The organism is Hydrogenovibrio sp., from assembly GCF_965140365.1.
Lineage (GTDB): Bacteria > Pseudomonadota > Gammaproteobacteria > Thiomicrospirales > Thiomicrospiraceae > Hydrogenovibrio.
The window spans coordinates 2,175,499-2,200,118 of sequence record NZ_OZ223196.1 but is presented as its reverse complement, the minus strand read 5'-3'; the positions used below and the strand labels follow the sequence as shown (position 1 = coordinate 2,200,118).

Here is a 24,620-nt window from a genome sequence, read left to right as displayed (position 1 = left end):
GAGTAAGCCGAAGAAGGCTAAACCGAAGACTCAATCGAAGACTAAGCCAAACTTAAGGTTGACGGGTTTGCTTGGCAAACTCGTCCAAACTGATTTCCACCAAGCCGTCGCGACTGCGGTTCGGGCCTTTCACCACTTCCTGCGCGGCCCAGGCATGGCCGTGAATGACTTCGTAGGTCGCGGGCACCACGCCATTGCGGCGAAACTGTTCATAAGCTTCCAACATACGCGTAAAGCGTTGCTTGCCCATCAAACCATGTTGTCGTCCTTCGGTGGCATTCGTTGCGCCAATGGCTTTGAGATCGCGCAGCACGCCCATTGGTTTGCTGTAGGTCAGTGTAAAGTGTTCCACGTCCATGACGGGTTGTCCGAAACCATTACGAATCAAGGCATCGCCGATGTCGTGCATGTCGATAAAGGTGTTAACGTGCGGGGTTTCGTCCACTTCCGACCAGGCCTGGCGTAATTCTTTCAAGGTGTCCGGCCCGAAGGTGGTCAACATCAGCAGACCGTCCGGGCGTAGGACGCGTCGAAATTCCTGAAACACGGCCTCCAGGTCGTCGCACCATTGCAGCATCAGGTTGGTGGTGATGAGGTCAACCGAATTGTCCGACAGCGGTAATTGTCCGGCATCGGCATTGAGGCAGGTCGCGCCGGCGCGGGTCAAATTAAAGCTGTCGGTCAGGGCTTTCGGTAAGGCGGGCCATTTCGGGCGGGTTAAGTGTGTGTGAGCGCGTTGTAGCATTTGAATCGATAAATCCACCGCCAGTACCCGAGCCTGCGGGTAACGATCCACCAGTTTTTCGGTGAGGATGCCGGTTCCGGCACCCACATCCAGAACGATTTTTGGCTGCAAAGTGACCAAGTCGAGCCGTTCGTCTAAATGGGTGGCGACTTCGCGTTGTAAAACGGCCGCGTCGTCATAACTGACGGCGGCGTGATTAAAATGTTTCTGGATATGGGCGCGGCTGAAATGTTGCATGGTCATATGTTGCATGGTCATAAAGGACTATTTAATCATGGAATGATAGGGGCGGGTGTGCAAAAACGCCAGTAATTCACGCGCGGTGTCTTCCGGATGGGAAAAGAACGGCATATGACCGGCCCCTGTTAGAATTCGGGTTTCACCGTCGGGTTGCAGCTCGCTTAAGGCCTGAATCAATTCTTTCGGAATCAACGGGTCGTGTTCGCCCAGCAACCAAAGCGTTGGCTGGGTCAGCTCCATGAGGGCGTCACGGTTGTCGATATCGCGCAACAAATACAAGCCTTGTAATAAGCCGGAATAGTGCGGCAGATGGCGTTGGCTCATGTGTTGCCGTAAGCGTTTCATCAACGGGCGAGCGTTTTCGGTGCCTTGCAGTTGCAGGTTCCAGAATTGTTTCAAGACCCCGACGTATTCCACGCCGAGGGCTTTGATGAAATCGGCCATTAAAGGGGGGCTGACCGCCCAACGCCAACCGTCGTTCTGGACGAAGCGCGGCGTGGAAGCCAGGCACACCAAGCTTTTAATTCGCTCGGGTTCCCGTAAGGCGATTTGTTGGGCGAGCAGGCCGCCCAGCGACCAACCCAGCAAATGGGTGTGTTCGGGCAAAGCCTGAATCAGTGAATCCAGCCAGGCCTGGTCGATTTGGTCGTTTTCCAAATGCTCGAAGTGGGGGCTGTGTCCGAACCCCGGCAACTCGATTAAATGCACCCGATAATGCGGACTGAGGGTTTGAAGGGCCCAATCTTGCCAGATGCCGTTTTCCGCCGCCCAGCCGTGGATCAGGGTGAGGTTTTCGACGGTTTCTGCACGCGCAGACGGCCCGGTATAAGGCAGAATGTCGGTGTGAAGGGTAAGGGGCGTGATTGTAGCGTTTTCAGGCATGGCGGCTATTTTACGGTTTCTTCGGTTGAAATGCATCGGCACTCTTCGCCAATGCGGCCAGCAACCCATCGATTTGTTGCGGGGTATGACTGGCCGATAAAGTCACGCGCAGGCGCGCGGTGTTTTTCGGCACAGTGGGCGGGCGAATCGCACCGACCCAATAGCCTTGCTGTTTAAGTGTTTCCGACCAATCCAGCGCGTGTTGACTGTCACCAATCATAATCGGTTGAATGGCGCTTTCCGATGGCCAGAGCGTCAGGCCGATTTTCGCCGCGCCGTCTCGAAAATGTTGGATATTTCGTTGCAATTGGTGACGTGCGTCATCGCCGTTTTGCACCAGCTGCAAGGCTTGACGTGTCACCTTGGCATTGATGGGGGAACTGGCGGTGGTGTAAATGTAGGGGCGCGCCAGTTGAATCAGGGTTTCGATCAGGGTTTGGCTGCCGGCGACAAAGGCACCGGAGGTGCCGAAGGCTTTGCCGAAGGTGCCCATTAGGATGGTATTGTTGTCCGGTGTCAGGCCAAACTGCTCGAAGGTGCCTCGGCCGTGTGGCCCGACCGCGCCGAAACCGTGGGCATCATCCACAAACAGCCAGGCCTGGTAGTTTTTGGCTAACGTCTGAATGGTATCCAGCGGCGCGAAATCCCCGTCCATGCTGAAAACGCCGTCGGTGACAATGAGGCATTGGCGGTTTTCGGCCTGGGCTTGTTTCAAGCGTTTTTCCAGCGCCTGCATGTCGTTGTGCGGATAGCGTTTCAGGTCGGCGTCGGAAAAGCGGGCGCCATCAATGAGCGAGGCGTGATTGAGTTTGTCGGCCAGAATCCAGTCGCCTTTTTGCATCAAGGTTTGCTGTACGGCGAGGTTGGCCATATAGCCGGTGGAAAACAGCAACGCACGGTCGCATCCGAGCCAGTCGGCGACTTCATCTTCCAGGAGATGGTGTTCGAGGTGGTGGCCGGTGACCAGATGCGCGGCACCGGAACCGTAGCTGAGCGTGTCCACCGACTGCAGGGCTTCTTTCAGTTTGGGGTGATTGGCGAGCCCCAGATAGTCGTTGGATGAAAAGTTCACGACTTGAAGGCCGTTGATTTGCATCTGCGGGGTTTGCGCGGAGGTGGCGAGCGGCCGACGCCGGGTGAGGGCCGCGGCGTCCCGTTCGGCTAAAATCGGTGCAAAACGGGATTCAATGGATTCTTGAGACATGACGTGAACCGACTTGTTTGGTTAAGCGGTCAGTTCGGTGGCTTGCTCCGCCAGCTTTTTCGCGGCCATCTCGGCTTTAACGTTTGTTTGCATGGTGATGCCGAGTTTCGCGAACAACTGTTCGTCGTGTCCGCCTTCCGGGTTGTCGGTGGTCAACAGTTTGTCGCCGTAGAAAATGGAGTTGGCTCCGGCCAGAAAACACAACGCTTGGGCTTCGTCCGGCAATTCCATGCGCCCGGCCGACAAGCGCACATAGGTTTGCGGCATGACGATGCGCGCGGTGGCGATGACGCGGATGAATTCAAAGGAATCGGTTTTGCCTTTCATATGCGCCAGCGGGGTGCCTTCAATCGGCACCAATAGGTTGATTGGGACGGAATTCGGGTGGTGACGCATGGTGGCGAAGGTACGGATCAGCTCGGCGCGGTCTTTGTGTTCTTCGCCCATGCCGATAATGCCGCCGGAACAGACATTGATGCCGGCTTTTTGCACCTTGTCGATGGTATCGAGACGATCCTGATAATTACGTGTGGTGATGATTTTCGGGTAGAAGGCTTCGGAGGTGTCGAGGTTGTGGTTGTAGTAGTCCAACCCGGCGTCTTTGAGTTGCGCAACCTGATCGTCGTTGAGCATGCCAAGCGTCAGACAGGTTTCCAGTCCTAAATCCTTGACGACGCGTACCATTTCCAACACGCGGGGAAAGTCTTTTTTGGTTGGGTTACGCCAGGCAGCACCCATACACAGACGAGTGGCGCCTTTTTCCTTAGCGGCCAACGCCTGTTCGATGACTTCCTGTACTTCCATCATCTGTTCTTTTTCGACTTGGGTCTGGTTGCGAGCACTTTGCGAACAATAGGCGCAGTCTTCCGCACAACCGCCGGACTTGATGTTCACCAGCGTGCTGGTTTGAACTTCATTGGGGTTGAAATGTTGGCGATGCACCGTTTGGGCTTGAAAGATCAAGTCGTTAAACGGTTGATTCATAATGGTTTTGATTTCATCAAGCGTCCAGTCGTTGCGAATGTCACCGAGGGCCATATTCTTCTTTCCATTGTTGCGTATTGTTGCGTTATTATAGCGTATTTAGCCGTTCAACAATCTTAAGAAATATGAACTCGTTCGAAAAATGGCTGTTTCCGCCGACCTGTGTGGTGACGGATGCGGCCGGGCAGGATTTGGATTTGTCCGAGGCGGTCATTGCGAAAATGGCCAGGCCTGGTGTGGCCTGCCCGGTGTGTGGCGAGCCTTTGCCGGCTCTGTCGGCACCCCAGGTGTGCGGTGCCTGTTTGGCAAAGGCACCGAGTTTTGCGCAAACCCAGGCGGGCTTTCGTTATGAAGCGGAGGTGGCGGATTTGATTCAAGGCCTGAAGTATCATGAGCAGCTGTATCAAGCGCGGCTCTTGGCGGAACTTTGGGCACCGCATTTAGAGGTGGGCCAGGTGGAAGCACTGATTCCGGTGCCCTTGCACGTCAATCGTTTGCTGGAACGCGGGTTCAATCAAGCGTATGAGTTGGCGAAAGCCTTGTCGAAACGCACTGGTGTGCCGGTCTTGCCGCAGTCGGTGATGCGGACCAAGCAGACGCCGCCGCAGGCGTTGTTGAATGCGAAAGAGCGCCGTCGAAATTTAAAAAATGTGTTTTCGGTGACGCCGGATTCTGCTTTGCAGGGTTTGAAAGAAGTAGCGCTGGTGGATGATGTCATGACCACCGGCGCGACCGTGGAAGCGCTCGCATCGGTATTGAAAAAACGATTCCCCGAATTACGGATTCAGGTCTGGGTGTTGGCGCGGGCTTCGGGTCAATAATGTCAGCCTTCCGTGTACTGAACCTATCAACGTCCTTTGATGGCGCGAATCCATTTCCACAAATTAAACAGGCTCGATAGTGACGCGGCCACATAGGTCAAGGCGCAGGCCTGGAGGATTTTGCGGGCGGTTTTCAAGTCGGCTTTATCCAGATACTCACCCTCCTGGAGCAATGGCAAAGCGCGCTTGTAACTGGCGTCGAATTCCACCGGCAGGGTGCTGAGATGAATGATGACCGGCACGCCCATGGCAATGAACCCGGCACCGAAAGTCACTACGCCAATCAGCGGTGTGTGCAACAGGGGAATCAATACCGGCGTCGCCATCAGTGCGATGCCGCTGAATTTTTGCATCCATTGCGAGCGTTCAATCAGTACCGTGCGTTGCATCAAGGGTTCGTAGTTGGCTTGATCTTGCAGAGCGTGACCGATTTCGTGTGCCACGGTGGTGATGGCGGTCAGTGAATTGGAATGGTAGTTTTCCGATGAAATGCGCACCACCTTGTCGATGGGGTCATAGTGATCGCCGCTTGTTGTTTCCTCTAACGTCACCGGTAGCTGATACTTTTTAATCAGGTGTTCGGCGAACTGACCGCCTGTGCCGGGAATGTCGGGATGCGGATGGCGGTGTTTCTTAAGGGTGTAATTGGTCCACAGGCTTGGAAGCGAGGTCACCGCAAACAATAAAATAAACCCGACGATCAATAACCCCATTGTGTCCTCATGCAAAAGTTTCTATTCATTTGATTTCGATTCCGGACAATTCAAGGCCTGTCCGTAACTGGCGTAGCGCAGCGGGTAGCGTGCGATTTTTGTTTGAGAGTGTGCCAGATGTTTAGCATTTCCGCAATCCAAAATGGCGGTTGGGGAGGGAACGGCATCGTCCGGTAAGGCCCAGTGACCGACTTGGCCCGGCAACAGCGGTGCATCGCTGAAATGCCAGCCTTGTGGCGATAAAAAGCGTTTGGTTGCTTGCTGGTGCAAGGCTTGAATGGCCTGTTTCAAAGCCGGTGTTGGGGCTTGGGTTTGCCAGTCTTTCAGGCCTTGCAGGACATAAGCGTAGTCTTGCAGGTTGGCCTGCCCGATTGCTCGGTTGTCAAGCGATAGGGCGCGCGGCGCTTGCGGCCTTTGCATGAGTGCCATCAGTCGGTTGGAAAGTCGTTTGGCCTGGGTTTGCCAATGTGGACGGTTGAGGGCGTCTTGTTGAGCGGCTTCGGCGTAAGCCGAGAGCATTAAGCCATTCCAGCCCAGCAGGCTTTTGTCGTCGGTGGGGATGTCATCCGGGGTACGTTGCAGTTTGCGCTTAATGGAGGCCCAGTGTTTTTTGGTGGGTTTGGGGTGCCAGCCCGCTTCATACGGAGCGGCACCCTGTAATGACCAGGCCTGGGCCATTTCGGTATATTCTTCGGATGTCAGGCGCTTTTTTAATTGGCTTTTGGTCCAGAGGTAGGGGCCGCCTTCCACTTGTCGGTCATCGATGGCGGATTGGCTTCCGCGAAACAGTTGTGTCGCCGGGTTCCAAAGGTGTCGTTCGGCATAACGCAACGTTTGGCGGGCGGTGTCGAGATAATCGTCGCGTTGGAAAACCCGTGCGGCGCGGAAATACACTTGGGCCAATTGAGCTTGGGTGTAGAGCATCTTTTCAAAATGCGGGGTTTGCCATTCCGGATCGACGGTGTAACGGTAAAAACCGCCGTGAATGTGGTCGAACAGATGTTGTGACTGCATCTGATCCAATGTCAATTGCAGCCAGTCGTGTCGGTGTTCGGCTTGAGAATCGTCGGTGTTGTTCGGTTGCAATGCCGCCCATAATACGCTGGCGTTCGGGAATTTATGGCTGCCTTTTAAACCGCCGCTGAGGTCGTCCATTTGATGATTTAGTTCGTCATAAAAGCGCTGTTGGAATTCAGCGGGTGTCAGGGTCAGGGGCGGCGGTGCTTTTTGTTTCGGGTGAGGTGCCGTTTCGTTTAAACCGCTTTGTGCCGCTTGGATAATGCGCTTTGGATCGGTTTGCCATAGCTGTTGCACACGGTTAAGGGTTTTGATTAATTGTGTCTTGGGTTGATAGACAAAGGCGAAAAACGGTAACCCGCCCGGCGTGAGAATAACGTGCTGCGGCCAGCCGGCATGACCGGCGGCTTTTTCGGCGAAATCGATTAGGTAGCGATCAAGATCCGGTGAGAGTTCGCGGTCGATTTTGACTGGGATAAAGTATTCGTTCAACAGGCGGGCGACGTCTTTATCCTGATAATTCTCCTGTTGCATGACATGGCACCAATGGCAGGCGAAGTAACCGCTGGACAAAAAAATCAGTTTGTTGTCCTGCTGAGCGGTTTTGAGTACGGAGGCTTGCCATTCTTGCCAGTGAACCGGGTCTTGGCTGTGCATGGCCAGATAGGGTGACGGATGGTTGGCCAGCGTGTTGGCGAGAGGCGCTGCGAAAGAGGGAGCCGAAACCAGGCTGAATAAGAGCAGCAGAAGTGGGACGATAAAAAGCTGAAAACCAACCAGGCCTGGTTGGTTTTGCAGGTTATTTGTTCGGCTTGTCCGATGGTTGGTCGGGTGTGCCTGAAGCCTTATCAGGCGACGGTGTGTCGTTTTTATCCGATTTATCGGTATCATTGGCGTCTTCCCCCGCTTGACCATTGGCGTCTTTTCGAGCGGCTTCTTCGGCTTTGCGCTTTTGGTGTTCGCGTTCTAGGATAGCAAATTCCGAGTCGATTTCGTCAAAGGTGCGATCCCAGTCTTCATCGTCTTCCAGTTGATCGGCATAACGGGTGTCGTATTCCACGTCGTCTTCCATTTCCGGTGGGGCCTGTCGTTTGCTGGTTGCGCCCGAAGATGGTGTGTTTGGTTGATCCGGTGGGTCCGTGTCGTCGCCGTCATCGTCGTCCGATTTACGCGCTTTTAAGACGGTTCGCCCGACAATAATCCCGGCTTCGTATAGAAGCCACATTGGAACGGCCAGTAAGGTTTGTGAGACGATGTCCGGTGGCGTTAACAGCATGCCCACGATGAACGCGCCGACGACGACGTATGGGCGAGCATGCGATAATTTTTGCGGTGACACCATGCGCGTCAGTATGAGCAGTACGACCACAATCGGCACTTCAAAGGCCAGGCCGAAAGCGAAGAACATTTTGATGACGAAATCAAGATAGAGCGCGATATCGGTGGCAATGGTGACGCCTTCCGGTGCGGCAGTGGATAAGAAGCCAAATACCAGCGGAAAGACCGCATAATAAGCAAAGGCGCCACCGGCGTAGAAGAGAAAAGAACTGAAGAACAGCAAGGGCCCGACCAGTTGGCGTTCATGCTTGTACAAGGCGGGTGCGATAAAGGTCCAGAGTTGATACAGCAAATAGGGCATCGACAGATAGATGGCGAGGACCAAACTTAATTTAAACGGCGTCAGGAAAGGCGACGCGACGCCGGTGGCAATCATACTGGTGCCTTCCGGCAAGAAGCGTGAGAGCGGTTCGGAAATGTAGATGTAGAGGTCGTTCGCGAACGGGAACAGAATAACGAAGACCACCAAAATGGCCAAGATAGCTTTGGTGACGGAGTTTCTCAGTTCCAGCAAGTGCTGGACGAGCGTCATTTCCTTATCATTAGGGGGTAGGGCGCTATCGCTCATGACTGTTTATTCGTTTCCGCACTGTTGGCTTCGGCCGTTTGAGGCGCTGTTTTTTCGGAGGTGTCTTCGGACGTTTCCGCTTTCACCGTTGATTCATCGGTTTGAGGCGTGTCGTCTTGAGAACCGGGTAAAACAGGTTGGGCCGGTGCCTTATTGAACTGAGAGCCTTCCGCGGATTGGTTTGGGTCTTGTCCAAACGGGCGGGAAAGCTCGTCGATGCCAAATTCATCTTGCATATGAGTGAGGTCGTCCTGCAGACCGTGGGTGACAGACTCGATTTTTTTGCGCTCTTCTTCCAGGTTCATGGAATGCTGTAATTCGCGCACTGTCTCGCTGATTTCACTGTTGTCTTTAACGGAATTGATGAAGCGCTTGGTCTTACCGACGAATTGGCCGATTTTACGCGCAACTTCGGGCATGCGTTCAGGGCCGATGACAATCAGGGTGATGACCAAAATGACGATGATTTCCAGAAAACCGATATCAAACATCTAGCGCATGCCTATGTTATATGCAGACAGAAAGGGAGGGGAAAGGCGAAAGCGTGATTACGCTTTGGAGTCGTCTTTCTTTTCTTCCATTTTTTCTTCGGCTTTAACGTCAAAAACGTTTTCGTCGTCTTTTTTCTCAAGCTTTTGCTCGCTGACGGCTTCGTCTTTCTTCTCGTCTTCCGAAACGGCTTTTTTAAAGCCCTTGATGGCGCCGCCTAGATCCGAACCAACGTTTTTAAGGCGTTTGGCACCGAACAGGACCAAAACGATTGCTAGAATGATGAGTAATTGCCAAATGCTGATGCCCATTTTGTTTCTCCAGTAAAAAAGGTGGCCTTTCGTAAAATGACCGCTAATAATAGCAGAGTCCAATATCTTTTTTCAAATCACTTCGTTGTGATTTACGCGATTGGTTTGATTGATTGTGTTATTCGCTCAGAATATGGATGTGGATATGGAACACTTCTTGTCCGCCGGATTCGCCGGTGTTGATTAGGGTTTTGAAACCGTCCAATCCTTGAGATTGCGCCAATTGCGGCAATAAAAGCATCATGTGGCCCATTAAATCTTTATCTTCCGGTGCCAAGTCAAACAATGTCGGGATGGGTTTCTTGGGAATGACAAGTAAGTGCACGCGGGCTTTGGGGTTGATATCGTTGATCACGATACATTTTTCATCTTCATAGACGATTTCAGAAGGGATTTCTTTGTCGATAATCCGACTGAAAATGCTTTTTTCAGAGGTCATGGTTCATTTCCTATTAGGGGAGAGCTTTGCACGAGATGGATTCACGGCTAAAAATGGCTAAAATTTTCCTGAATGTCGTTGAAAAACTCGTTAATAGCCAGCTATTAGCTTCGTTTTCCGCCTAATTCAGAAAAGTTTTATCTCATTTTTTCCTCGCGCCCCACTCGTGCAAAGCTCTCTAGGGTGTGGTTATGAGTCGTTTTGTGAACGACTCGCCTTTTCGTCGTGGCCGGATAGGCCAAAACGTCTTTGTAATTCTTGTGTGACATCCTGGCTGGAGCGCCCCTGTTGGGAGAGCAATATCAGCGTATGGAACCAGAGATCGGCCACTTCGTAAACCAGGTTGTCGGTCTGGCCAGTGTATTCGGCATCTTTGGCGGCCATCACGGTTTCAGTCGCTTCTTCACCGACTTTTTTCAGTATTTTATCGATGCCCTTGGCATAGAGGCTTGCCACGTAGGACGTGTCGGCGGACTCGTTTTTTCGGGTTTTTAGAACCGCGTCAAGCTGTGACAGTATATCGTTTGTAACCTTGTCGCTCATAGTCGTACCTCAATTCCGGATGCTTGCATCATCTTTTTGGCTTCCTGTACGGTGTGTTCACCAAAGTGAAAGATGCTGGCGGCTAGGACGGCTTCGGCGTGGCCGAGCTGAATGCCGTCGCAGAGATGGGCAAGTTCTCCGACCCCGCCGGAAGCGATGACGGGGATTTTAACACTATCCGCGATGCGACGTGTGAGTTCGATGTCGAAACCGCTTTTGGTGCCATCACGATCCATGCTGGTGAGCAGCAGTTCACCGGCGCCCAGCGCTTCCATTTTCTGAGCCCACTCAATGGCGTCGATGCCGGTTTCTTTGCGGCCGCCGTGGGTGAATATTTCCCATTTATCCGGTTCGCTGTCCAGGCTGACCTTTTTGGCATCGATGGCGACGACAATGCATTGCGAACCAAAGGTGTCGCAGGCTTCCTGAACAAAGCCGGGGTTGAAGATGGCGGCGGAATTGATGGCGACTTTATCGGCCCCGGCGTTGAGCATTTTACGGATATCGTCCACGGAGCGGATGCCGCCACCGACGGTTAAAGGGATAAACACCTGACTGGCGACTTCCTCGACCACGTGAACGATGGTGTCGCGTTCATGGGCGGTGGCGGTGATGTCCAAAAAGGTGATTTCATCGGCCCCTTGTTGGTCGTAGCGTTTGGCAACTTCGACCGGGTCGCCGGCGTCGCGGATATCGATAAATTGGACGCCTTTGACGACGCGACCGTTATCGACGTCCAGGCAAGGGATGATGCGTTTTGCTAAACTCATGCGTGGGTCCTTATGCCTTGGAAAGCGTGTCGGAAAGGGTTTGGCCTTCCCGGAAGTTCAAAGAGCCTTCGTAAATGGCGCGGCCGGTGATGGCGCCGGTGACACCGTCGGCTTCGATGGTGGCCAAGGCACGAATGTCATCCAGATTGGTAATGCCACCGGAAGCGATGATGGGGATGTTTAGGGCTTGCGCCAAGGCTTGGGTGGCTTCGATATTGACGCCTTGCATCATGCCGTCTCGGCCGATGTCGGTGTAAATGATGGCTTCAACGCCGTCGTTTTCGAATTGTTTGCCCAACTCGGCCACGTGATGGTCGGTAACGTCCGCCCAGCCGTTGATGGCGACCATGCCTTCTTTGGCATCCAAGCCAACCATAATGTGGCCAGGAAAGGCTTGGCAGGCTTCGGCGACGAATTCAGGATTGTGAACGGCTTGGGTGCCGATGATGCAATAACTGACGCCGGCTTCAAGATAGGCTTCGATGGTTTCCAGGTCGCGGATGCCGCCACCGATTTGAATCGGTAGTTCCGGGAAGGCTTCGCGGACTTGGTAAACGGCCGAGCCATTGACGGGCTGGCCTTCAAAGGCACCGTTCAGGTCAACCATGTGCAGGCGACGTGCGCCTTCATTGACCCAGCGCTCGGCCATGGCAACGATGTCGCCGGAGAATACGGTGGCGTCTTCCATTAAGCCTTGGCGAAGTCGTACGCACTCGCCGTCTTTTAAATCAATTGCTGGAATGAGTAGCATGGTGTTCCTTTTCCGTTAAATCTGTTGAATCTTTGAACATTTCGATTCGGTTTACAGTTGGTCCCAATTCAGAAAGTTTTTGAATAATAGCAGTCCGGCGTCGGCACTTTTTTCCGGGTGCGCCTGGATAGCGAACAGCTTATCTTTGGCGAGAGCGGAGGCGAAAGTGCTGCCGTGTGTGGTTTCGCCGACAATGGTGCCGGTTTCTGAGGGGACGACATAATAACTGTGGACAAAATAAAACCGGCTGTCCTGATCGATGCCGTGCCACAGTGGATGATCTTGTGTTTGGTGAATTTGGTTCCAGCCCATATGCGGCATTTTCAGGTCTGGGTGATTTTGCAGATCGAATTGCTTAACATCGCCGGGCAGAATGTCCAGGCAGTCAATGCCATTGTTTTCCTGACTGTGCGTCATGAGAACTTGTAGCCCCATGCAAATGCCTAAAAAAGGTTTTTCAGCGGCGGCTTCCGTTAACGTATGCGCAATGCCGGTATCGTTCAAGGCCTTCATACAGGCTTTGGCCGCGCCCTGGCCGGGGAAGATGACAGCGTCCGAATCACGGATGATATCGGCATCGTCCGTGATTTGAATGCGTACCTGATCCGGGGCGACGTGCTCGGCCGCCTTGGCGACGGAACGCAAGTTGCCCATGCCGTAATCAATGACCGTAACAAGCTTTTGGTTGGACATAAGCTTATAACGCCCCTTTGGTGGACGGTAACTGATCCGCCATGCGTTCGTCGGTTTCCAGCGCCATTCTCAAGGCGCGACCGAAGGCTTTGAAAATCGTCTCTGCCTGATGGTGGGCGTTCTTGCCGCGCAGGCAGTCTATGTGAATTGTGGCTTGAGCGTGATTGGTCAGGCCTTGAAAAAATTCAGCCACCAGTTCGGTGTCGAACCCACCGATGCTGGCACGGGTGAAGTCGGCATTAAACGTTAACCCGGCGCGTCCGGACAAGTCGATGACGACACGGGACAAGGCTTCGTCAAGCGGCACGTAAGCGTGACCGTAACGCTTGATGCCTTTTTTGTCTCCAACGGCCTCTCTTAGCGCCATGCCCAAGCTGATGCCGATGTCTTCAACGGTGTGGTGATCATCGATGTGGGTGTCGCCTTTGGCGTCGATGGTCAGATCAATTAAGCCGTGTCGGGCGATCTGGTCCAGCATGTGTTCAAGAAACGGAACGCCGGTAGACAGTTCGGATTTTCCCTCACCATCCAAGTTGACCGATAAACGGATCTGCGTTTCCAAAGTGTTTCTCTCAATGGTGGCTTGCCGCATGAGAATGCTCCCGTTAGGTAAAGAAAATAGGGTGTTTTGAAAGCGGATATTATAGCGATTTTCTGACGAAGTTCGATGTTTAAATTTTGGCCAGGCCTGGGTAAGTTAGGAAAAATTAATATGGGTTATAAAAAAAATTTGTCATAGAAGTCCAAAAATTTATCTGAATTTTGCGATAATTTGCCTGTTATTTTTTAGGTCAATTCTGCATAGGAAAAGACTTTCCAGGCATTATTTGAATCAATTTGTTGATTTAGATTAAGTTTTTGAATGTCGGGGCTGGTGCGGTTGTAGGAGTTTCTTATAATCCGTCATTGAGGAAGTAAGCTCTACGTTTTGGAATTGGTCACTCTAAAAGTTATGCGGGCTTGATTAATTTTGACTATAAGGGGGAATCCGACTAATGGATACTACAGCAAAACCACAATATGATAATGGTGTTGTGAAGTACTTAGCGGTTGGTGCGATTACGTTCTTGGTATTAGGAACCTTGATGGGGACTTTTGCCGCGGCGCAATTGGCTTGGCCAGCTTTAAACTTTGATATCGCGGAAATTACATTTGCGCGTTTGCGTGTGATGCACACGAATACTGTTATCTTTGCCTTCGGTGGTATGACATTGATGGCGACGGCTTTCTATACCGTTCAAAGAACGAATGGAGTCCGTTTATGGAGCAATGGAATGGCCTGGTTAACGGCAATTCTGTTTACGATTGGCTTGCTTGCCGTTGTTGTGACCATCTCTTTGGGGATGACAACCGGTAAAGAATACCATGAACAAGAATGGCCTCTGGCGATTGCGATTGCATTAGTCTGGACGCTTTATACGTTGAACTTTGTCATGACCATCGCGTCACGTAACAAAGAAACCCATCCAAACGTTTACGTTTCCAACTGGTTCTTCTTGGGGATGATGATTGCCATCACTTACCTTTATGTTGTTAATGGTTTGGCGATTCCGGTTTCAATGTTCCGCTCTTACTCCATGTTTGCAGGCGTTCAAGATGCCATGATTCAATGGTGGTGGGGTCACAACGCGGTTGGTTTCTTCCTGACAGCCGGTTTCTTGGCAATCATGTACTACTTCGTTCCGAAGCAAGCGCAGCGTCCGATTTACTCTTACCGTTTGTCCGTTATCCACTTCTGGGCGTTGATGTTCGGTTATGTTTGGTTGGGAGCGCACCACCTTCAATATACGGCGTTGCCTGATTGGACGGGTTCCCTGGGCGCGGTTATCTCTTTGGCGATGATCATTCCATCATGGGGTGGGGCGCTTAACGGGATGTTAACGCTTTCCGGTGCTTGGGATAGACTGCGTACAGATTACATCTTGCGTTTCTTGATTATTGCCTTGGCTTTCTACGCCATGTCCACCTTCGAAGGGCCTGTTATGGCCGCGAAAACCGTAAACGCGCTTTCTCACTACACGGATTGGACTGTGGGTCACGTTCACTCTGGGGCGCTGGGTTGGGTTGCGATGGTTTCCATCGGTGCCTTGTACCACATGGTGATGAAGCTTTGGAATACGGAAATGTATTCCATGAAGTTGATTAACTTCCACTTCTGGCTTGCCACAATCGGTACTGTGTTCTACATCGTTGCGATGTGGGTATCCGGTATCATGCAGGGTCTTATGTGGCGCGCCTATGATGAGTACGGTACCTTGGCATATACCTTTGCGGAATCCGTTGCTGCGATGCACCCTTACTATGTAATGCGTGCGGTCGGTGGGCTGCTGTTCTTCTCTGGTGCGGTTGTCATGCTTTATAACGTTGTGATGACAATTCGTATGGCAAATGCTAAGCAAACAGCGACAGCAACAGCCAACGCCTAAAACGTACTAAATCAGTTGCGATGGGCGGAGCCCGTCGCAAGCTTAAGAATGATGAGTTGAGGAGCAATAGACTCATGTCAGATAATCAAAAACCTAAAAATTTTCAAGATCGCCTAGAGAGAAACATCTTTGGGATGTTCGTCGCCACAGCGTTAGCCGTTTCGATTGCGGGTATCGTTGAGATCGTACCGTTGTTTTATCTAAAACAAACGGTTGATTACACAGAACAAACCGATAAATACGGTAATGTTAAAAACGAAAAGTTCCCGGAACTGGTTTGGGAAAGAACGTTTACTCAGGATGAGAACGGCAAGCTTGTTTCCGACAAGGCTTTGTATAAGCAAGATCGCAATGGTCAATGGGTTCTTGCCGATTGGAAAGCCGGTGACGGTGTTCGTCCATATACTCCGTTAGAATTAGCGGGTCGTGATATCTACCTACGTGAAGGTTGTTATATTTGCCATTCGCAAATGATTCGTCCATTCCGTGACGAACGTGAACGTTATGGTCATTATTCGCTTGCAACCGAATCCATGTACGATCACCCAATGCAGTGGGGGTCAAAACGTACTGGGCCTGACCTAGCGCGTTTGGGTGGTAAATATTCGGATGAATGGCATGTGATGCACTTATTACGTCCTCAGGATTTGGTGCCAGAGTCGGTTATGCCGGCCTATCCTTGGTTGGCTGAAAATCCGATCAGCGAAGACTTCTTCGGCACGAAACGTGATATGTCGAAGCGTCTAGCCGTCATGCGTACTTTGGGTGTGCCTTATACCGACGAAGAAATTGAAAACGCCAACGCCGCCATTGAGGGTTATACCGAAATGGATGCAATGGTAGCGTACCTTCAAGTGTTGGGCACAATGGTTAAATTAGACGATAGCAAGGCGTATCGTGAGTAATCTTGAAGCCTACATGAACACAGATTGGTCCGCGATGACAACGTCGGACTGGGCCGGTCTCATCATTACGGTGGTTGTCTTTTTCGGAATGCTCATCACCTTTGCTCGAACATTGCGTCCGAGCAAGCGTGAAGAGCTGGAAAAAGAAAAATTCAAGATTTTAGATGAAGATGATTAAGTTATTCTGAGGAGAATAAATATGGCACATAACAACCCTTGGCCAGATGAAGGAAATACTGGTCACATTTGGGATGAGGATATTCGCGAGTTGGACAACCCGCCACCGCTTTGGTGGATGCTGTCTTTCTATGCCGGTTTCGTCATGATGGTGTTTTACGCCTTGTATTACCCAACCATTCCATGGGAAAACTCTTGGTTTAAAGGTTATGCCGGATGGACGCAAATAGAAGAGTACGATGAAGAGGTTGAGGTTCTTCAGAATTGGCGTAAAAAACGTTTTGCAGAGCAGGAAGAGCAATTGGCTGCGCTGCCAGTCAGTGAAATTCTGAAAAACGAAGAGTTGAAAACTTATGCCGTCAAAACCTCTAAGGTTCTGTTCGGTGATTACTGTGCCGCTTGTCACGGTGCGGGTGGTCAAGGTAACCCGGATTTCCCTGTGCTGGCCGATGATGATTGGCTATGGGGTGGTAAACCGGCCCAAATCGAAGCGTCCATTACCAATGGCCGTATCGGTAATATGCCGGCTAAAGGAATGATGGGGAACCTGACGGATAAGGAAATCGATCAGGTGGCCGACTATGTCATTGCCTTAAGCGAAGGCAAAGGGAATGAGCCAGCCTATGCGGCCGGTAAAGCGGTTTATGCCAAAGGTATGTGTTTGGCCTGTCACGGTCCGGCCGGTAAGCCTCTGGCACCAACGGGTGCGACAAACTTCACTGATGGTGTATGGCGTTTCGGTGGCGATAAAGCTGACGTTGTCAGAACCATTACATACGGTGTGAACGTTAAGAAAAACGGTGAGCCGATTAAAGGCACGCGTTTGGCCGTTATGCCAGCGTTTAAAAATCGTTTGCCTGACCCAGAAGTTAATATTAAACGTTTAACTGTCTATGTCTATTCACTGGGCGGTGGTCAATAATTGATCGTCCCTTTTTATTCATTGAATGAATTGATTCTGTATCAATTAAGGAGCAGAAAATGAATGAGTTAAATAATGACTGGGTTTTGTGGGGCTCCATTGCAGCGGTGGTTTTAACTGTTGTTGCCTTGGTTGGTTTCGCTTGGAAAGCCACACGTGGTATTGAAGGTCTGGAGAAAGATGAAGAGGATTCCTAAAGAATTCGTTCACTTTACACTGGACACCTAATGAGAAAAGGCCTAATTTTATATTAGGCCTTTTTCATTTATGCGGTTGTATAAAAAAGATTACTCATTTGCAGGGTGGTTTTTTTATACAATCGTCGCGTTAAATTCAGAAGGAATTGATTATGTCCGAAGAACGCAAAGTCTCTTACGATAGCAACAACCAAGCTAAATCACTGTTGGATGATATGGATACATCCAATAAAAATCTCCAGAACATCGGTGTTGAATTGCTCACCGTTCACACAGAAGGAACGGTGCACGCCAAGCGAATGCCTGGTAAGTTTCGTACGATCAAATGGCTCGTAGCGGCGATGTGGATGTCGTTCTTTATCGGGCCTTACCTGCAATGGGACGGCCGCCAAGCCATTCTTTTTAATCTGGCCGATCGTCAATTCCACTTCTTTGGTATCACCGTACTGCCTCAGGATATCTGGGTGCTGGCGATGATTTTGCTGTTTTTTGCGCTATTGCTGGCCGCAACAACCGCAGTGGCAGGGCGTTTATGGTGTGGTTACGCCTGTTTTCATACAGTATGGACGGATATTTTTACTTGGGTAGAAGAGAAGTTCGAAGGCTTGCCTAACAAGCGCATGAAGCTGGATCAAGAGCCGGTTAGTTTTTCAAAATTAAGAAAAAAAGTGCCTAAATGGATTATTTGGGCCTTTATCGGGTTTATGACGGGCTTCAGTTTTGTGGCGTATTTTGACCCGGCACTGAATTTATGGGCGCGCCTGTTCACGCTTGAATGGACAGGCACCGAAGCCACTATTATCTTGGCATTGGGCGCGGCAACGGTGTTTTTCGCAGGCTTTCTGAGAGAGCAGGTTTGTATTGGTTTTTGCCCTTACGCTCGTATCCAAGGTGCGATGATTGATACCGAAACCGTGGTGCCTACGTATGACGTGGATCGCGGCGAACCACGCGGGCGCATGAAACGCGCCAAGCCGGGCGAAGAACAGCCAGACCTGGGGGATTGTATTGATTGCAACCTGTGTGTGGCCGTTTGTCCAACTGGCGTCGATATTCGTAAGGGCCAACAGTTTGGTTGCATTACTTGTGGGCTGTGTATCGATGCTTGTGACTCTGTAATGGAAAAAATTAAAAAGCCGAAGGGGTTGATTCGCTATGCTTCCCTAGCCGAGTTTGCTGGTAAGCCCTTTGTGCCGCTATATAAGCGTCCGCGCGTGATTGTTTACTCCAGCATTATGGTCTTTGCGGCGGCGGCGATGATTTGGGGCTTAGCAACGATGTCACCGCTGGATGTAAAAGTCTTGCATGAAAGAGCGCCGCTGTTTGTCCAAATGAGTGACCGCTCCATTCAGAACAAGTATTACGTTAAAGTGGTGAATAAAGGCAATGCCCGCCTGGATGCCAGTATTGATGTGACGGGGCCGGAAAGTTTGTTCTATATTGGTCCAAAGAGCATTCAGGTGGAACCTGGGAATGTCGGCACGGCAACGCTATTGGTCCGGGTGCCGAAAAAGGATTTGAAGGAAGCGAATACGCCAATTGAAATTCATGTGGCGGATCAGAACAATCCAGACATTAAAGCCATCTACGACAGTATGTTTATTGGACCGAAAATCCGTTAAGGATGTCTTCATAAACACGCATACTGCGTTGAGTGAAATTTAGGTATAATGAAGGCCCTTGTTTTAAGGGCCTTTTTTTATGGAGGGAAAAAGCCTTGACGGATGCCAAAGACAACAAAGATGTTAAAAAAGATACTCGGGACTGGAGTGTCGCCTGGAAAAATCCATTCGTAATCGGTTGGTTTGCGATTTTGATAATTGTGCTGTCCGTGAATTTCTTTATGGTCAGTATGGCGATTGTCACGGCTCCCGGTTTAACGGTGCCCGATTTTTACGAGAAAGGTAAAAACATGGCACAAATCATTGCCCGCCGCAAGCACATGGAAGAGCTTGGCTGGCAATTTGATATTGATTTACCGATCCTGAAAGAAGGGAAAGATCAAGAAGTGACGGTGACGGTGCTGGATAAAGATAATAATGCATTTGATGTGGACACAGCGGTGCTTTATTACTATCGCCCATCCAATAAAAAATACGATGGTGAATTGGCATTGCAGTCATCCGGTCAAACGGGTGAGTATAAAGGTGTGATTAACCTGCCTTTAAAAGGTAAATACGACTTGGTGATGGAGATTACCAAAGGGAACGAAGTCTTTAATCTTGGCCGTTCCATTATGGTTCAGGACGCGCCCTAAAGAGGTATTTTCATGTCACAAGTGTGCTATCACTGCGGTCAAGGGATTGAACGGGGTGCCTTAGTGCTCAAGCCCATTAAAGGGGTTGAGCGCGAATTTTGTTGCCATGGCTGTGCCGGCGTCTGTGATGCCATTTATGAAGCCGGCTTGGATAGTTTCTATCGACGTACCCCGGAAGGGGAGTTACTCTCGCCACCCCCACCTCCGAATAAAGACGCTGAATTTTTCGATTACGACGAAGTTCAGTCTCAATTTGTTTCCGATCTGACACAACAGCGTGAAATCACTCTGATTTCTGAAGCGATTCATTGTGCGGCTTGTATTTGGCTGATTGAACATACCTTAGCGAAGCTTGACGGCGTACAGATGGCGAAGGTGAATTTCACCAATAAGCAGATTAAACTGCGTTGGGACAACGATGTTATTAAGTTGTCCGAAATCATTCAGGAATTAAATCGCGTCGGTTACGATGCATCGCCTTACGATGCTTCCAACAGTGAAGAAGCTTTCCGAAAAGCCAATCGGGATTTGCTTTATCGTCTCGGTTTTGCCGGTTTTGCGATGATGAATGTGATGTGGTTCTCGGTCGCCTTGTACGCCGGGGCGGACCAGGATTCCGAGTTTCGTCATTATTTCCACTGGGTTGAGTTTGTCATTGCCACGATCACCCTGGCTTATTCCGGTAAACCTTTTTTATCTGGGGCCTGGACGTCCTTAAAGTCACGAAGTGTGGGAATGGATGTCTCGATCTCGTTGGGCATTCTAACGACCTATCTGTATTCGTTCTGGGTCACCATCGACCCACAGCACTCCGGAAATGTGTACTACGACACCATGATTGATTTCATGTTCTTATTGTTGATTGGGCGTTACTTGGAAGCGATATCCAAAAATAAAGCCATTGATTCCACACGGCGCCTGATGGATTTGCAACCCAAAGTGGCGCGTATGAAAACCGACTCGGGTGTGGATGTCGTACCGGTTCGAAAACTGAAGGCCGGGGATGTGGTCTTGGTGAGGCCCGGTGATCAAGTTCCAGTTGACGGCACGGTGGTGGAAGGTGTCGGTCACATTAATGAATCGATGTTGAGTGGTGAGTCTCGAGAAGTTTTGAAACAAGAGGGCGCATCGGTCTCGGCCGGCACTTTAAATCTGGACGGTGCCTTGTCGATTCGGGTGGAGTCGATTCTGCAAAATACCATGTTGGGTAAAATCGTGCATATGGTCGAAGATGCACAAGGTTCGAAAGCGCCCATTCAATGTACGGCCGAACGGATTATGCCGTGGTTTGTATCCGTAGTCATTGCGTTGGCGACGCTGAGTTTTGTGTATTGGATTGTGAATGCCGACTTTGAAACGGCGATGATCGCGGCCACTTCCGTATTAATCATTACCTGTCCATGCGCCTTTGGCTTGGCGACGCCGATGGCCACAGCCGTCGCTTCCGGGGTGTCTGCGCAAAACGGGATTCTTATTAAGAATGGCGCGGTCTTGGAAATATTGAACGATATCCAACATTTCGTTTTCGATAAAACCGGCACTTTGACTAAAGGTCAGATGCGTTTAGTGGATTCGACGTTACAAGCGTCTGTGGACGGTGAAAGTCTTTGGCGCGATGTGGTGCGCATCGAGTTCCATTCGGAACACTCTCTTGGACGGGCCATCGTTGAAACGCTACAGGAGTCGCATCCGGAATTTAAGAATATGGATATGACCGTCGACTTTTTCCAAGCGCATCCGGGGAAAGGGGTGGAATCATCGGTTCAAGGACGTCATTATCTCATTGGGACGGGGCCTTGGTTGGAAGCGATGGGGGCCCGTTTGCCGGAAAATTTAATGGCTTTGGAAGCGCAAAGAGCGCAGCAGGGGCAGACCAGCGTATGGGTGGCGCAGAACGGTCAAGTTGTGGCAATTTTGTTCCTGGATGACGAACTGAGAGACGATGCCATTGAGATGATTGCTCGCTTGAAAGCACGTGGTAAGCGCGTGACCTTGTTGAGCGGGGACCGACAAGCCGTGGCGGAAACGGTGGCGGAAAAACTGGGCGGCATGGCTGTGCAGGCCGAGGTTTTGCCGGAGCAAAAGCATGAAATGATTCGAGCCTATCAACAAGAGGGTGAGTTGGTGGCGATGGTAGGTGACGGCATTAATGACGCACCGGCGATGGCGCGAGCCAATGTCAGTATCGCCTTGGGCTCTGGAACCGATGTGTCGATGGATTGCGCGGATATTGTATTGTTGAATAATGAATTGCTTTCGGTGGATACAGCGGTGGATTTATCGCAACGTACCTTGAAAACCATTAAGCAAAATATCGCCAGTTCGATTCTCTATAATGTGACGTTGGTGCCGCTGGCGATGGCGGCGTTGTTAACGCCATTGATCGCCGCGATTACCATGCCGTTGAGCAGCTTGGTTGTGATTGGTAATGCGGCACGTATTCGCAGTTTTTACAGCCGGAAAGCCATCGCTAGGCGCAAGCGGCTAACCGCGACCGGAAAAGTGTGAGAGGAAAGGTAAAATGGACGTTGTATTTGGCTTAATTCCAATGATGTTGTTGTTCGGCTTTCTGGTCGTGGTGGTGTTTATCTGGATGGCAAAATCGGGGCAGTTTGATGATTTGGATGGCGCGGCCAACAGTATCTTTATGGATGACGAATTCGATGAAGAGTTGAAAAAAAAGGAAGCCGACGACGAATCTGAGCCTGTTGAGGGCCGGCAAGAATCCGCCTCAGGTGGTGGAGAGGTGTCATCGCCGTCTGAAATCAAGCCGTCTAGACATGATGCCATGACAGAGGCTGCAATCTCCGACAATCCCACAAATACACCAAAATGACCAGGCCTGGTCATTTTGGCGCTATTCAAAAAATTCTATTCAATGCGAACTGACGCCTAAAGGTCAATGCCGTGCTGACTGAAAATCTGGTCGATGGCTGAGGATGATCTTCCGGCATGGAAGAGATAGCTTCGGAAGTTGTCCAGTGCTTCATCAGCGGTTTGCACACTATCATAAAAATTATCGCCCGGCTTGAGCATGATATAGCTTTGGGTGTTCGGATCATGGGCCAGCTTAATGTCCGAACCGTATTCCTGCTGAAGTTGCTTAGTGGTTTGTATTAAACTGGCAAATTCTTCCGATTTCTCAGCGAGTTGCTGTTCAATACTGCGCCCCGACACGAAAAGCGAATTCCAACTCATGGATTGCGGGGCTTCCCATCGATCGGCTTTGGTAATTGGGGTCGCGTCCAGTTCCTGCAGACCTGTCTTACTGATTTTATCCGGATTGTTGGCTAACCAGTCATTGAAATCGCGAGTGCTGAGTTGTGATGAATGGTTCGAAAAGCGACCAGGCAGGCTCATATCGTAATCGTGGCCGGAAACGGCGATTTTCAAGCCGCCGATATTCCGATACTGAATGGTTTGGTCGGCCGTTTCAGCAGGCAGAATTTGCCGGTTTGCCGGATGGCTTTCCGAAGCTGCTGCCAATTTTTGCCCCATCGCGGAAAGCGTTACCGTATCTTGTTTTGGCGCAGAGGCCGTTATGGGCGCGGCGGAGTGTGAGTTTCTTTGCGCGGACGGGTGTTGTTGCGGCAGCAACAAAGCATAATCGGTATTTGTAATCGATGTCATAACATTCTCCAGAGAACAGTCTCCCGCCTCCTGACAAGCATGTTTTATGCCGAGCATTCAGAAAAGGGGATAGGGCAGTGTGTGCTGCTGGAGTGAAAATTGAGCGGTTTGCATGAGGCATAAAAAAGGCCGTTTCAAACGGCCTTTTTATTAGAGTGGTTGGTTTGGCCGAATTTACACGTCCAAGTAATCCAGAATGCCTTCGGCCGCTTTTCGGCCTTCGGCAATGGCATGCACCACCAGACTGGAGCCGCGAACCATATCCCCACCGGCAAACACTTTTTCGTTTGACGTTTGGAAAGGGTACTCGGCTTCTTCTTGAGCTGAAACGGTTTGCCAATCCGTTAGTCCGATGTTGTGGTCTTTGAACCATTCCGGCGGGTTGGGTTGGAAGCCAAAGGCGACAATGACCGCATCACAGTCGATAACGTATTCGGAACCTTCCACCATCTCGGCACGGCGACGACCGTTTTCATCCGGTTCTCCCATGCGGGTTTCGATCACTTTCAGTCCTGAAACGTTGCCGTTGTCGGCGATGACTTCGACCGGTGCCAGGTTGAACTTGAACTGAACGCCTTCTTCTTTCGCGTTTTTCACTTCGGCACGGGAGCCAGGCATATTGGCTTCGTCGCGACGATAGACACAGAAGACTTCGTCCGCGCCTTGACGAATTGAGGTGCGGGTACAGTCCATGGTTGTATCGCCACCACCGAGTACGACAACGCGCTTGCCTTGCATGGAGACAAATGGCTCCGGTGACTGCTTCAGCCCCAGCTCGTGTTTGACGTTGCCGATCAGGAAGTCCAGTGCTTTATAAACCTGTGGCAGGTCTTCACCCGGGAAGCGCCCGGCCATTGGTTTGTAAGTTCCCATGCCTAGGAAAACCGCATCGTAGTCGTTCAGAAGCTGCTCAAAGGCGATGTCTTTTCCAATCTCGGTATTACAATGGAACTCTGCCCCCATACCTTCCAAGATCTTGCGACGTTTGAGAACAATGTCTTTATCGAGTTTGAATTGAGGAATACCGAAGGTCAATAAACCACCGATTTCTTGTTCTTTTTCGAACACCACAGGCTTGACGCCGTTACGAATTAAAATGTCGGCACACCCTAGGCCTGCTGGACCGGAGCCCACAATGGCAACCTTTTTATCCGTCATGGTGATGTTATCCAGGCTGGGTGTCCAACCCATGCTGGTGGCCGTGTCGGTAATGTATTTTTCCACCGCGCCAATGGTGACGGCACCGAAGTTGGTGTCTTCCAAAGTACAGGCTTCTTCACACAAACGGTCTTGCGGACAGATACGACCGCACATCTCCGGTAAGGAGTTGGTTTGGTGTGATAATTCAGCCGCTTCGATGATATTGCCTTCTGAAACCAGCTTTAACCAGTTTGGAATGTAGTTATGCACAGGGCAGGCCCATTCGCAATAAGGGTTACCACAATGCAAACAGCGGTCGGCTTGAGCTTGGGCGTGGGCCGGTGTGAACTCCGTATAGATTTCCTCGAAGTTTTGTTTACGCTCCATCGCCTCTTTTTTGGACGGAAGCTGTCGATCAAGTTCTAAAAATTGTCTTACATTTCCCATGATTCGCTCCC

The 24,620-nt window shown here is 50.8% G+C and carries 27 protein-coding genes; 10 read left to right on the top strand and 17 right to left on the bottom strand.

Going from position 1 to position 24,620, the window contains the following annotated elements; translation table 11 throughout:
- Positions 1-52: 52 nt before the first annotated feature.
- Genes bioC through bioB form a run of 4 tightly spaced genes read right to left on the bottom strand, consistent with a single transcriptional unit; the run spans position 53 to position 4,109 of the window.
- Positions 53-1,003 carry a malonyl-ACP O-methyltransferase BioC gene (gene bioC / locus AC0KH7_RS10440; RefSeq protein WP_472373177.1) on the bottom strand — a complete coding sequence of 317 codons (951 nt, stop codon included), beginning with the start codon at positions 1,001-1,003 and terminating at the stop codon, positions 53-55.
- 6 nt (positions 1,004-1,009) lie between these two features.
- On the bottom strand, positions 1,010-1,867 hold the full coding sequence (bioH, locus tag AC0KH7_RS10435; protein WP_472373175.1) for a pimeloyl-ACP methyl ester esterase BioH: 858 nt from the start codon (positions 1,865-1,867) through the stop codon (positions 1,010-1,012).
- Positions 1,868-1,877: 10 nt separating this feature from the next.
- Positions 1,878-3,071, bottom strand: a complete 1,194-nt coding sequence (gene bioF / locus AC0KH7_RS10430) for an 8-amino-7-oxononanoate synthase (RefSeq protein WP_472373173.1) — start codon at positions 3,069-3,071, stop codon at positions 1,878-1,880.
- A 21-nt stretch (positions 3,072-3,092) separates the two neighbouring features.
- Positions 3,093-4,109, bottom strand: a complete 1,017-nt coding sequence (gene bioB, locus AC0KH7_RS10425; protein ID WP_472373171.1) for a biotin synthase BioB — start codon at positions 4,107-4,109, stop codon at positions 3,093-3,095.
- Between the two features lie 71 nt (positions 4,110-4,180).
- Here bioB and AC0KH7_RS10420 point away from each other — a divergent pair, with 71 nt between their 5' ends.
- Positions 4,181-4,876 (top strand): ComF family protein, encoded by a 696-nt coding sequence (locus tag AC0KH7_RS10420; protein WP_472373169.1) that lies wholly within the window; start codon positions 4,181-4,183, stop codon positions 4,874-4,876.
- A 26-nt stretch (positions 4,877-4,902) separates the two neighbouring features.
- Here the strand turns inward: AC0KH7_RS10420 and AC0KH7_RS10415 are convergent, their stop codons facing one another.
- The 11 genes from AC0KH7_RS10415 to hisB all read right to left on the bottom strand — a co-directional run bounded on the left by AC0KH7_RS10415 (position 4,903) and on the right by hisB (position 13,100).
- Positions 4,903-5,589 carry a zinc metallopeptidase gene (locus tag AC0KH7_RS10415; protein ID WP_472373167.1) on the bottom strand — a complete coding sequence of 229 codons (687 nt, stop codon included), beginning with the start codon at positions 5,587-5,589 and terminating at the stop codon, positions 4,903-4,905.
- A gap of 21 nt (positions 5,590-5,610) precedes the next feature.
- Entirely contained in the window at positions 5,611-7,497 is a 1,887-nt protein-coding gene (locus AC0KH7_RS10410) for a thioredoxin domain-containing protein (RefSeq protein ID WP_472373165.1), read from the bottom strand.
- Positions 7,406-8,512, bottom strand: coding sequence for a twin-arginine translocase subunit TatC (tatC, locus tag AC0KH7_RS10405; RefSeq protein WP_472373163.1), 1,107 nt, complete (start codon positions 8,510-8,512; stop codon positions 7,406-7,408). The genes AC0KH7_RS10410 and tatC overlap by 92 nt, the downstream gene beginning before the upstream one ends.
- Positions 8,509-9,003 (bottom strand): Sec-independent protein translocase protein TatB, encoded by a 495-nt coding sequence (tatB, locus tag AC0KH7_RS10400; RefSeq protein ID WP_472373161.1) that lies wholly within the window; start codon positions 9,001-9,003, stop codon positions 8,509-8,511. The genes tatC and tatB overlap by 4 nt, the downstream gene beginning before the upstream one ends.
- A 57-nt stretch (positions 9,004-9,060) precedes the next feature.
- On the bottom strand, positions 9,061-9,312 hold the full coding sequence (gene tatA, locus AC0KH7_RS10395; RefSeq protein WP_472373159.1) for a twin-arginine translocase TatA/TatE family subunit: 252 nt from the start codon (positions 9,310-9,312) through the stop codon (positions 9,061-9,063).
- A gap of 118 nt (positions 9,313-9,430) precedes the next feature.
- Positions 9,431-9,751 carry a histidine triad nucleotide-binding protein gene (locus AC0KH7_RS10390; protein ID WP_472373157.1) on the bottom strand — a complete coding sequence of 107 codons (321 nt, stop codon included), beginning with the start codon at positions 9,749-9,751 and terminating at the stop codon, positions 9,431-9,433.
- A gap of 189 nt (positions 9,752-9,940) precedes the next feature.
- Positions 9,941-10,294: a phosphoribosyl-ATP diphosphatase gene (locus tag AC0KH7_RS10385; protein WP_472373155.1), complete on the bottom strand. Its 354-nt coding sequence runs from the start codon at positions 10,292-10,294 to the stop codon at positions 9,941-9,943.
- A complete protein-coding gene (gene hisF / locus AC0KH7_RS10380) occupies positions 10,291-11,064 on the bottom strand; it encodes an imidazole glycerol phosphate synthase subunit HisF (RefSeq protein ID WP_472373153.1) in 774 nt (257 codons plus the stop codon). The genes AC0KH7_RS10385 and hisF overlap by 4 nt, the downstream gene beginning before the upstream one ends.
- Positions 11,065-11,074: 10 nt before the next feature.
- Positions 11,075-11,815 carry a 1-(5-phosphoribosyl)-5-[(5-phosphoribosylamino)methylideneamino]imidazole-4-carboxamide isomerase gene (hisA, locus tag AC0KH7_RS10375; RefSeq protein WP_472373151.1) on the bottom strand — a complete coding sequence of 247 codons (741 nt, stop codon included), beginning with the start codon at positions 11,813-11,815 and terminating at the stop codon, positions 11,075-11,077.
- A 51-nt stretch (positions 11,816-11,866) separates the two neighbouring features.
- Positions 11,867-12,508, bottom strand: a complete 642-nt coding sequence (gene hisH / locus AC0KH7_RS10370; protein ID WP_472373149.1) for an imidazole glycerol phosphate synthase subunit HisH — start codon at positions 12,506-12,508, stop codon at positions 11,867-11,869.
- A gap of 4 nt (positions 12,509-12,512) precedes the next feature.
- A complete protein-coding gene (hisB, locus tag AC0KH7_RS10365; protein WP_472373147.1) occupies positions 12,513-13,100 on the bottom strand; it encodes an imidazoleglycerol-phosphate dehydratase HisB in 588 nt (195 codons plus the stop codon).
- A gap of 403 nt (positions 13,101-13,503) precedes the next feature.
- Between hisB and ccoN the strand changes: the two genes are divergently transcribed.
- From ccoN to ccoS, 9 genes are all read left to right on the top strand, one after another.
- Positions 13,504-14,934 (top strand): cytochrome-c oxidase, cbb3-type subunit I, encoded by a 1,431-nt coding sequence (ccoN, locus tag AC0KH7_RS10360; RefSeq protein WP_472373145.1) that lies wholly within the window; start codon positions 13,504-13,506, stop codon positions 14,932-14,934.
- A gap of 74 nt (positions 14,935-15,008) precedes the next feature.
- On the top strand, positions 15,009-15,839 hold the full coding sequence (gene ccoO, locus AC0KH7_RS10355) for a cytochrome-c oxidase, cbb3-type subunit II (protein ID WP_472373143.1): 831 nt from the start codon (positions 15,009-15,011) through the stop codon (positions 15,837-15,839).
- Positions 15,840-15,852: 13 nt separating this feature from the next.
- Positions 15,853-16,017, top strand: coding sequence for a hypothetical protein (locus AC0KH7_RS10350; RefSeq protein WP_472373141.1), 165 nt, complete (start codon positions 15,853-15,855; stop codon positions 16,015-16,017).
- A gap of 21 nt (positions 16,018-16,038) precedes the next feature.
- Positions 16,039-16,938 carry a cytochrome-c oxidase, cbb3-type subunit III gene (gene ccoP / locus AC0KH7_RS10345; RefSeq protein ID WP_472373139.1) on the top strand — a complete coding sequence of 300 codons (900 nt, stop codon included), beginning with the start codon at positions 16,039-16,041 and terminating at the stop codon, positions 16,936-16,938.
- Between the two features lie 59 nt (positions 16,939-16,997).
- Positions 16,998-17,135: a hypothetical protein gene (locus AC0KH7_RS10340; protein WP_472373137.1), complete on the top strand. Its 138-nt coding sequence runs from the start codon at positions 16,998-17,000 to the stop codon at positions 17,133-17,135.
- Between the two features lie 152 nt (positions 17,136-17,287).
- Positions 17,288-18,757, top strand: a complete 1,470-nt coding sequence (gene ccoG, locus AC0KH7_RS10335; protein ID WP_472373135.1) for a cytochrome c oxidase accessory protein CcoG — start codon at positions 17,288-17,290, stop codon at positions 18,755-18,757.
- A gap of 95 nt (positions 18,758-18,852) precedes the next feature.
- Entirely contained in the window at positions 18,853-19,392 is a 540-nt protein-coding gene (locus AC0KH7_RS10330) for a FixH family protein (protein ID WP_472373133.1), read from the top strand.
- A gap of 12 nt (positions 19,393-19,404) precedes the next feature.
- Positions 19,405-21,900: a heavy metal translocating P-type ATPase gene (locus tag AC0KH7_RS10325; RefSeq protein WP_472373131.1), complete on the top strand. Its 2,496-nt coding sequence runs from the start codon at positions 19,405-19,407 to the stop codon at positions 21,898-21,900.
- Positions 21,901-21,913: 13 nt separating this feature from the next.
- Positions 21,914-22,228, top strand: a complete 315-nt coding sequence (gene ccoS / locus AC0KH7_RS10320) for a cbb3-type cytochrome oxidase assembly protein CcoS (protein ID WP_472373129.1) — start codon at positions 21,914-21,916, stop codon at positions 22,226-22,228.
- Between the two features lie 56 nt (positions 22,229-22,284).
- Here the strand turns inward: ccoS and AC0KH7_RS10315 are convergent, their stop codons facing one another.
- Complete coding sequence (locus AC0KH7_RS10315) at positions 22,285-23,022, bottom strand: hypothetical protein (RefSeq protein WP_472373127.1); 738 nt, start codon at positions 23,020-23,022, stop codon at positions 22,285-22,287.
- Between the two features lie 174 nt (positions 23,023-23,196).
- Positions 23,197-24,609: an FAD-dependent oxidoreductase gene (locus AC0KH7_RS10310; protein WP_472373125.1), complete on the bottom strand. Its 1,413-nt coding sequence runs from the start codon at positions 24,607-24,609 to the stop codon at positions 23,197-23,199.
- Between the last annotated feature and the right edge of the window lie 11 nt (positions 24,610-24,620).

Excerpts from the sequence above, each read along its gene's own strand:
- bioC (WP_472373177.1), bottom strand. The coding sequence starts at position 1,003 with ATGACCATGCAACATATGACCATGCAACATTTCAGCCGCGCCCATATC.
- bioH (WP_472373175.1), bottom strand. The coding sequence starts at position 1,867 with ATGCCTGAAAACGCTACAATCACGCCCCTTACCCTTCACACCGACATT.
- bioF (WP_472373173.1), bottom strand. The coding sequence starts at position 3,071 with ATGTCTCAAGAATCCATTGAATCCCGTTTTGCACCGATTTTAGCCGAA.
- bioB (WP_472373171.1), bottom strand. The coding sequence starts at position 4,109 with ATGGCCCTCGGTGACATTCGCAACGACTGGACGCTTGATGAAATCAAA.
- AC0KH7_RS10420 (WP_472373169.1), top strand. The coding sequence starts at position 4,181 with ATGAACTCGTTCGAAAAATGGCTGTTTCCGCCGACCTGTGTGGTGACG.
- AC0KH7_RS10415 (WP_472373167.1), bottom strand. The coding sequence starts at position 5,589 with ATGGGGTTATTGATCGTCGGGTTTATTTTATTGTTTGCGGTGACCTCG.
- AC0KH7_RS10410 (WP_472373165.1), bottom strand. The coding sequence starts at position 7,497 with ATGATACCGATAAATCGGATAAAAACGACACACCGTCGCCTGATAAGG.
- tatC (WP_472373163.1), bottom strand. The coding sequence starts at position 8,512 with ATGAGCGATAGCGCCCTACCCCCTAATGATAAGGAAATGACGCTCGTC.
- tatB (WP_472373161.1), bottom strand. The coding sequence starts at position 9,003 with ATGTTTGATATCGGTTTTCTGGAAATCATCGTCATTTTGGTCATCACC.
- tatA (WP_472373159.1), bottom strand. The coding sequence starts at position 9,312 with ATGGGCATCAGCATTTGGCAATTACTCATCATTCTAGCAATCGTTTTG.
- AC0KH7_RS10390 (WP_472373157.1), bottom strand. The coding sequence starts at position 9,751 with ATGACCTCTGAAAAAAGCATTTTCAGTCGGATTATCGACAAAGAAATC.
- AC0KH7_RS10385 (WP_472373155.1), bottom strand. The coding sequence starts at position 10,294 with ATGAGCGACAAGGTTACAAACGATATACTGTCACAGCTTGACGCGGTT.
- hisF (WP_472373153.1), bottom strand. The coding sequence starts at position 11,064 with ATGAGTTTAGCAAAACGCATCATCCCTTGCCTGGACGTCGATAACGGT.
- hisA (WP_472373151.1), bottom strand. The coding sequence starts at position 11,815 with ATGCTACTCATTCCAGCAATTGATTTAAAAGACGGCGAGTGCGTACGA.
- hisH (WP_472373149.1), bottom strand. The coding sequence starts at position 12,508 with ATGTCCAACCAAAAGCTTGTTACGGTCATTGATTACGGCATGGGCAAC.
- hisB (WP_472373147.1), bottom strand. The coding sequence starts at position 13,100 with ATGCGGCAAGCCACCATTGAGAGAAACACTTTGGAAACGCAGATCCGT.
- ccoN (WP_472373145.1), top strand. The coding sequence starts at position 13,504 with ATGGATACTACAGCAAAACCACAATATGATAATGGTGTTGTGAAGTAC.
- ccoO (WP_472373143.1), top strand. The coding sequence starts at position 15,009 with ATGTCAGATAATCAAAAACCTAAAAATTTTCAAGATCGCCTAGAGAGA.
- AC0KH7_RS10350 (WP_472373141.1), top strand. The coding sequence starts at position 15,853 with ATGAACACAGATTGGTCCGCGATGACAACGTCGGACTGGGCCGGTCTC.
- ccoP (WP_472373139.1), top strand. The coding sequence starts at position 16,039 with ATGGCACATAACAACCCTTGGCCAGATGAAGGAAATACTGGTCACATT.
- AC0KH7_RS10340 (WP_472373137.1), top strand. The coding sequence starts at position 16,998 with ATGAATGAGTTAAATAATGACTGGGTTTTGTGGGGCTCCATTGCAGCG.
- ccoG (WP_472373135.1), top strand. The coding sequence starts at position 17,288 with ATGTCCGAAGAACGCAAAGTCTCTTACGATAGCAACAACCAAGCTAAA.
- AC0KH7_RS10325 (WP_472373131.1), top strand. The coding sequence starts at position 19,405 with ATGTCACAAGTGTGCTATCACTGCGGTCAAGGGATTGAACGGGGTGCC.
- ccoS (WP_472373129.1), top strand. The coding sequence starts at position 21,914 with ATGGACGTTGTATTTGGCTTAATTCCAATGATGTTGTTGTTCGGCTTT.
- AC0KH7_RS10315 (WP_472373127.1), bottom strand. The coding sequence starts at position 23,022 with ATGACATCGATTACAAATACCGATTATGCTTTGTTGCTGCCGCAACAA.
- AC0KH7_RS10310 (WP_472373125.1), bottom strand. The coding sequence starts at position 24,609 with ATGGGAAATGTAAGACAATTTTTAGAACTTGATCGACAGCTTCCGTCC.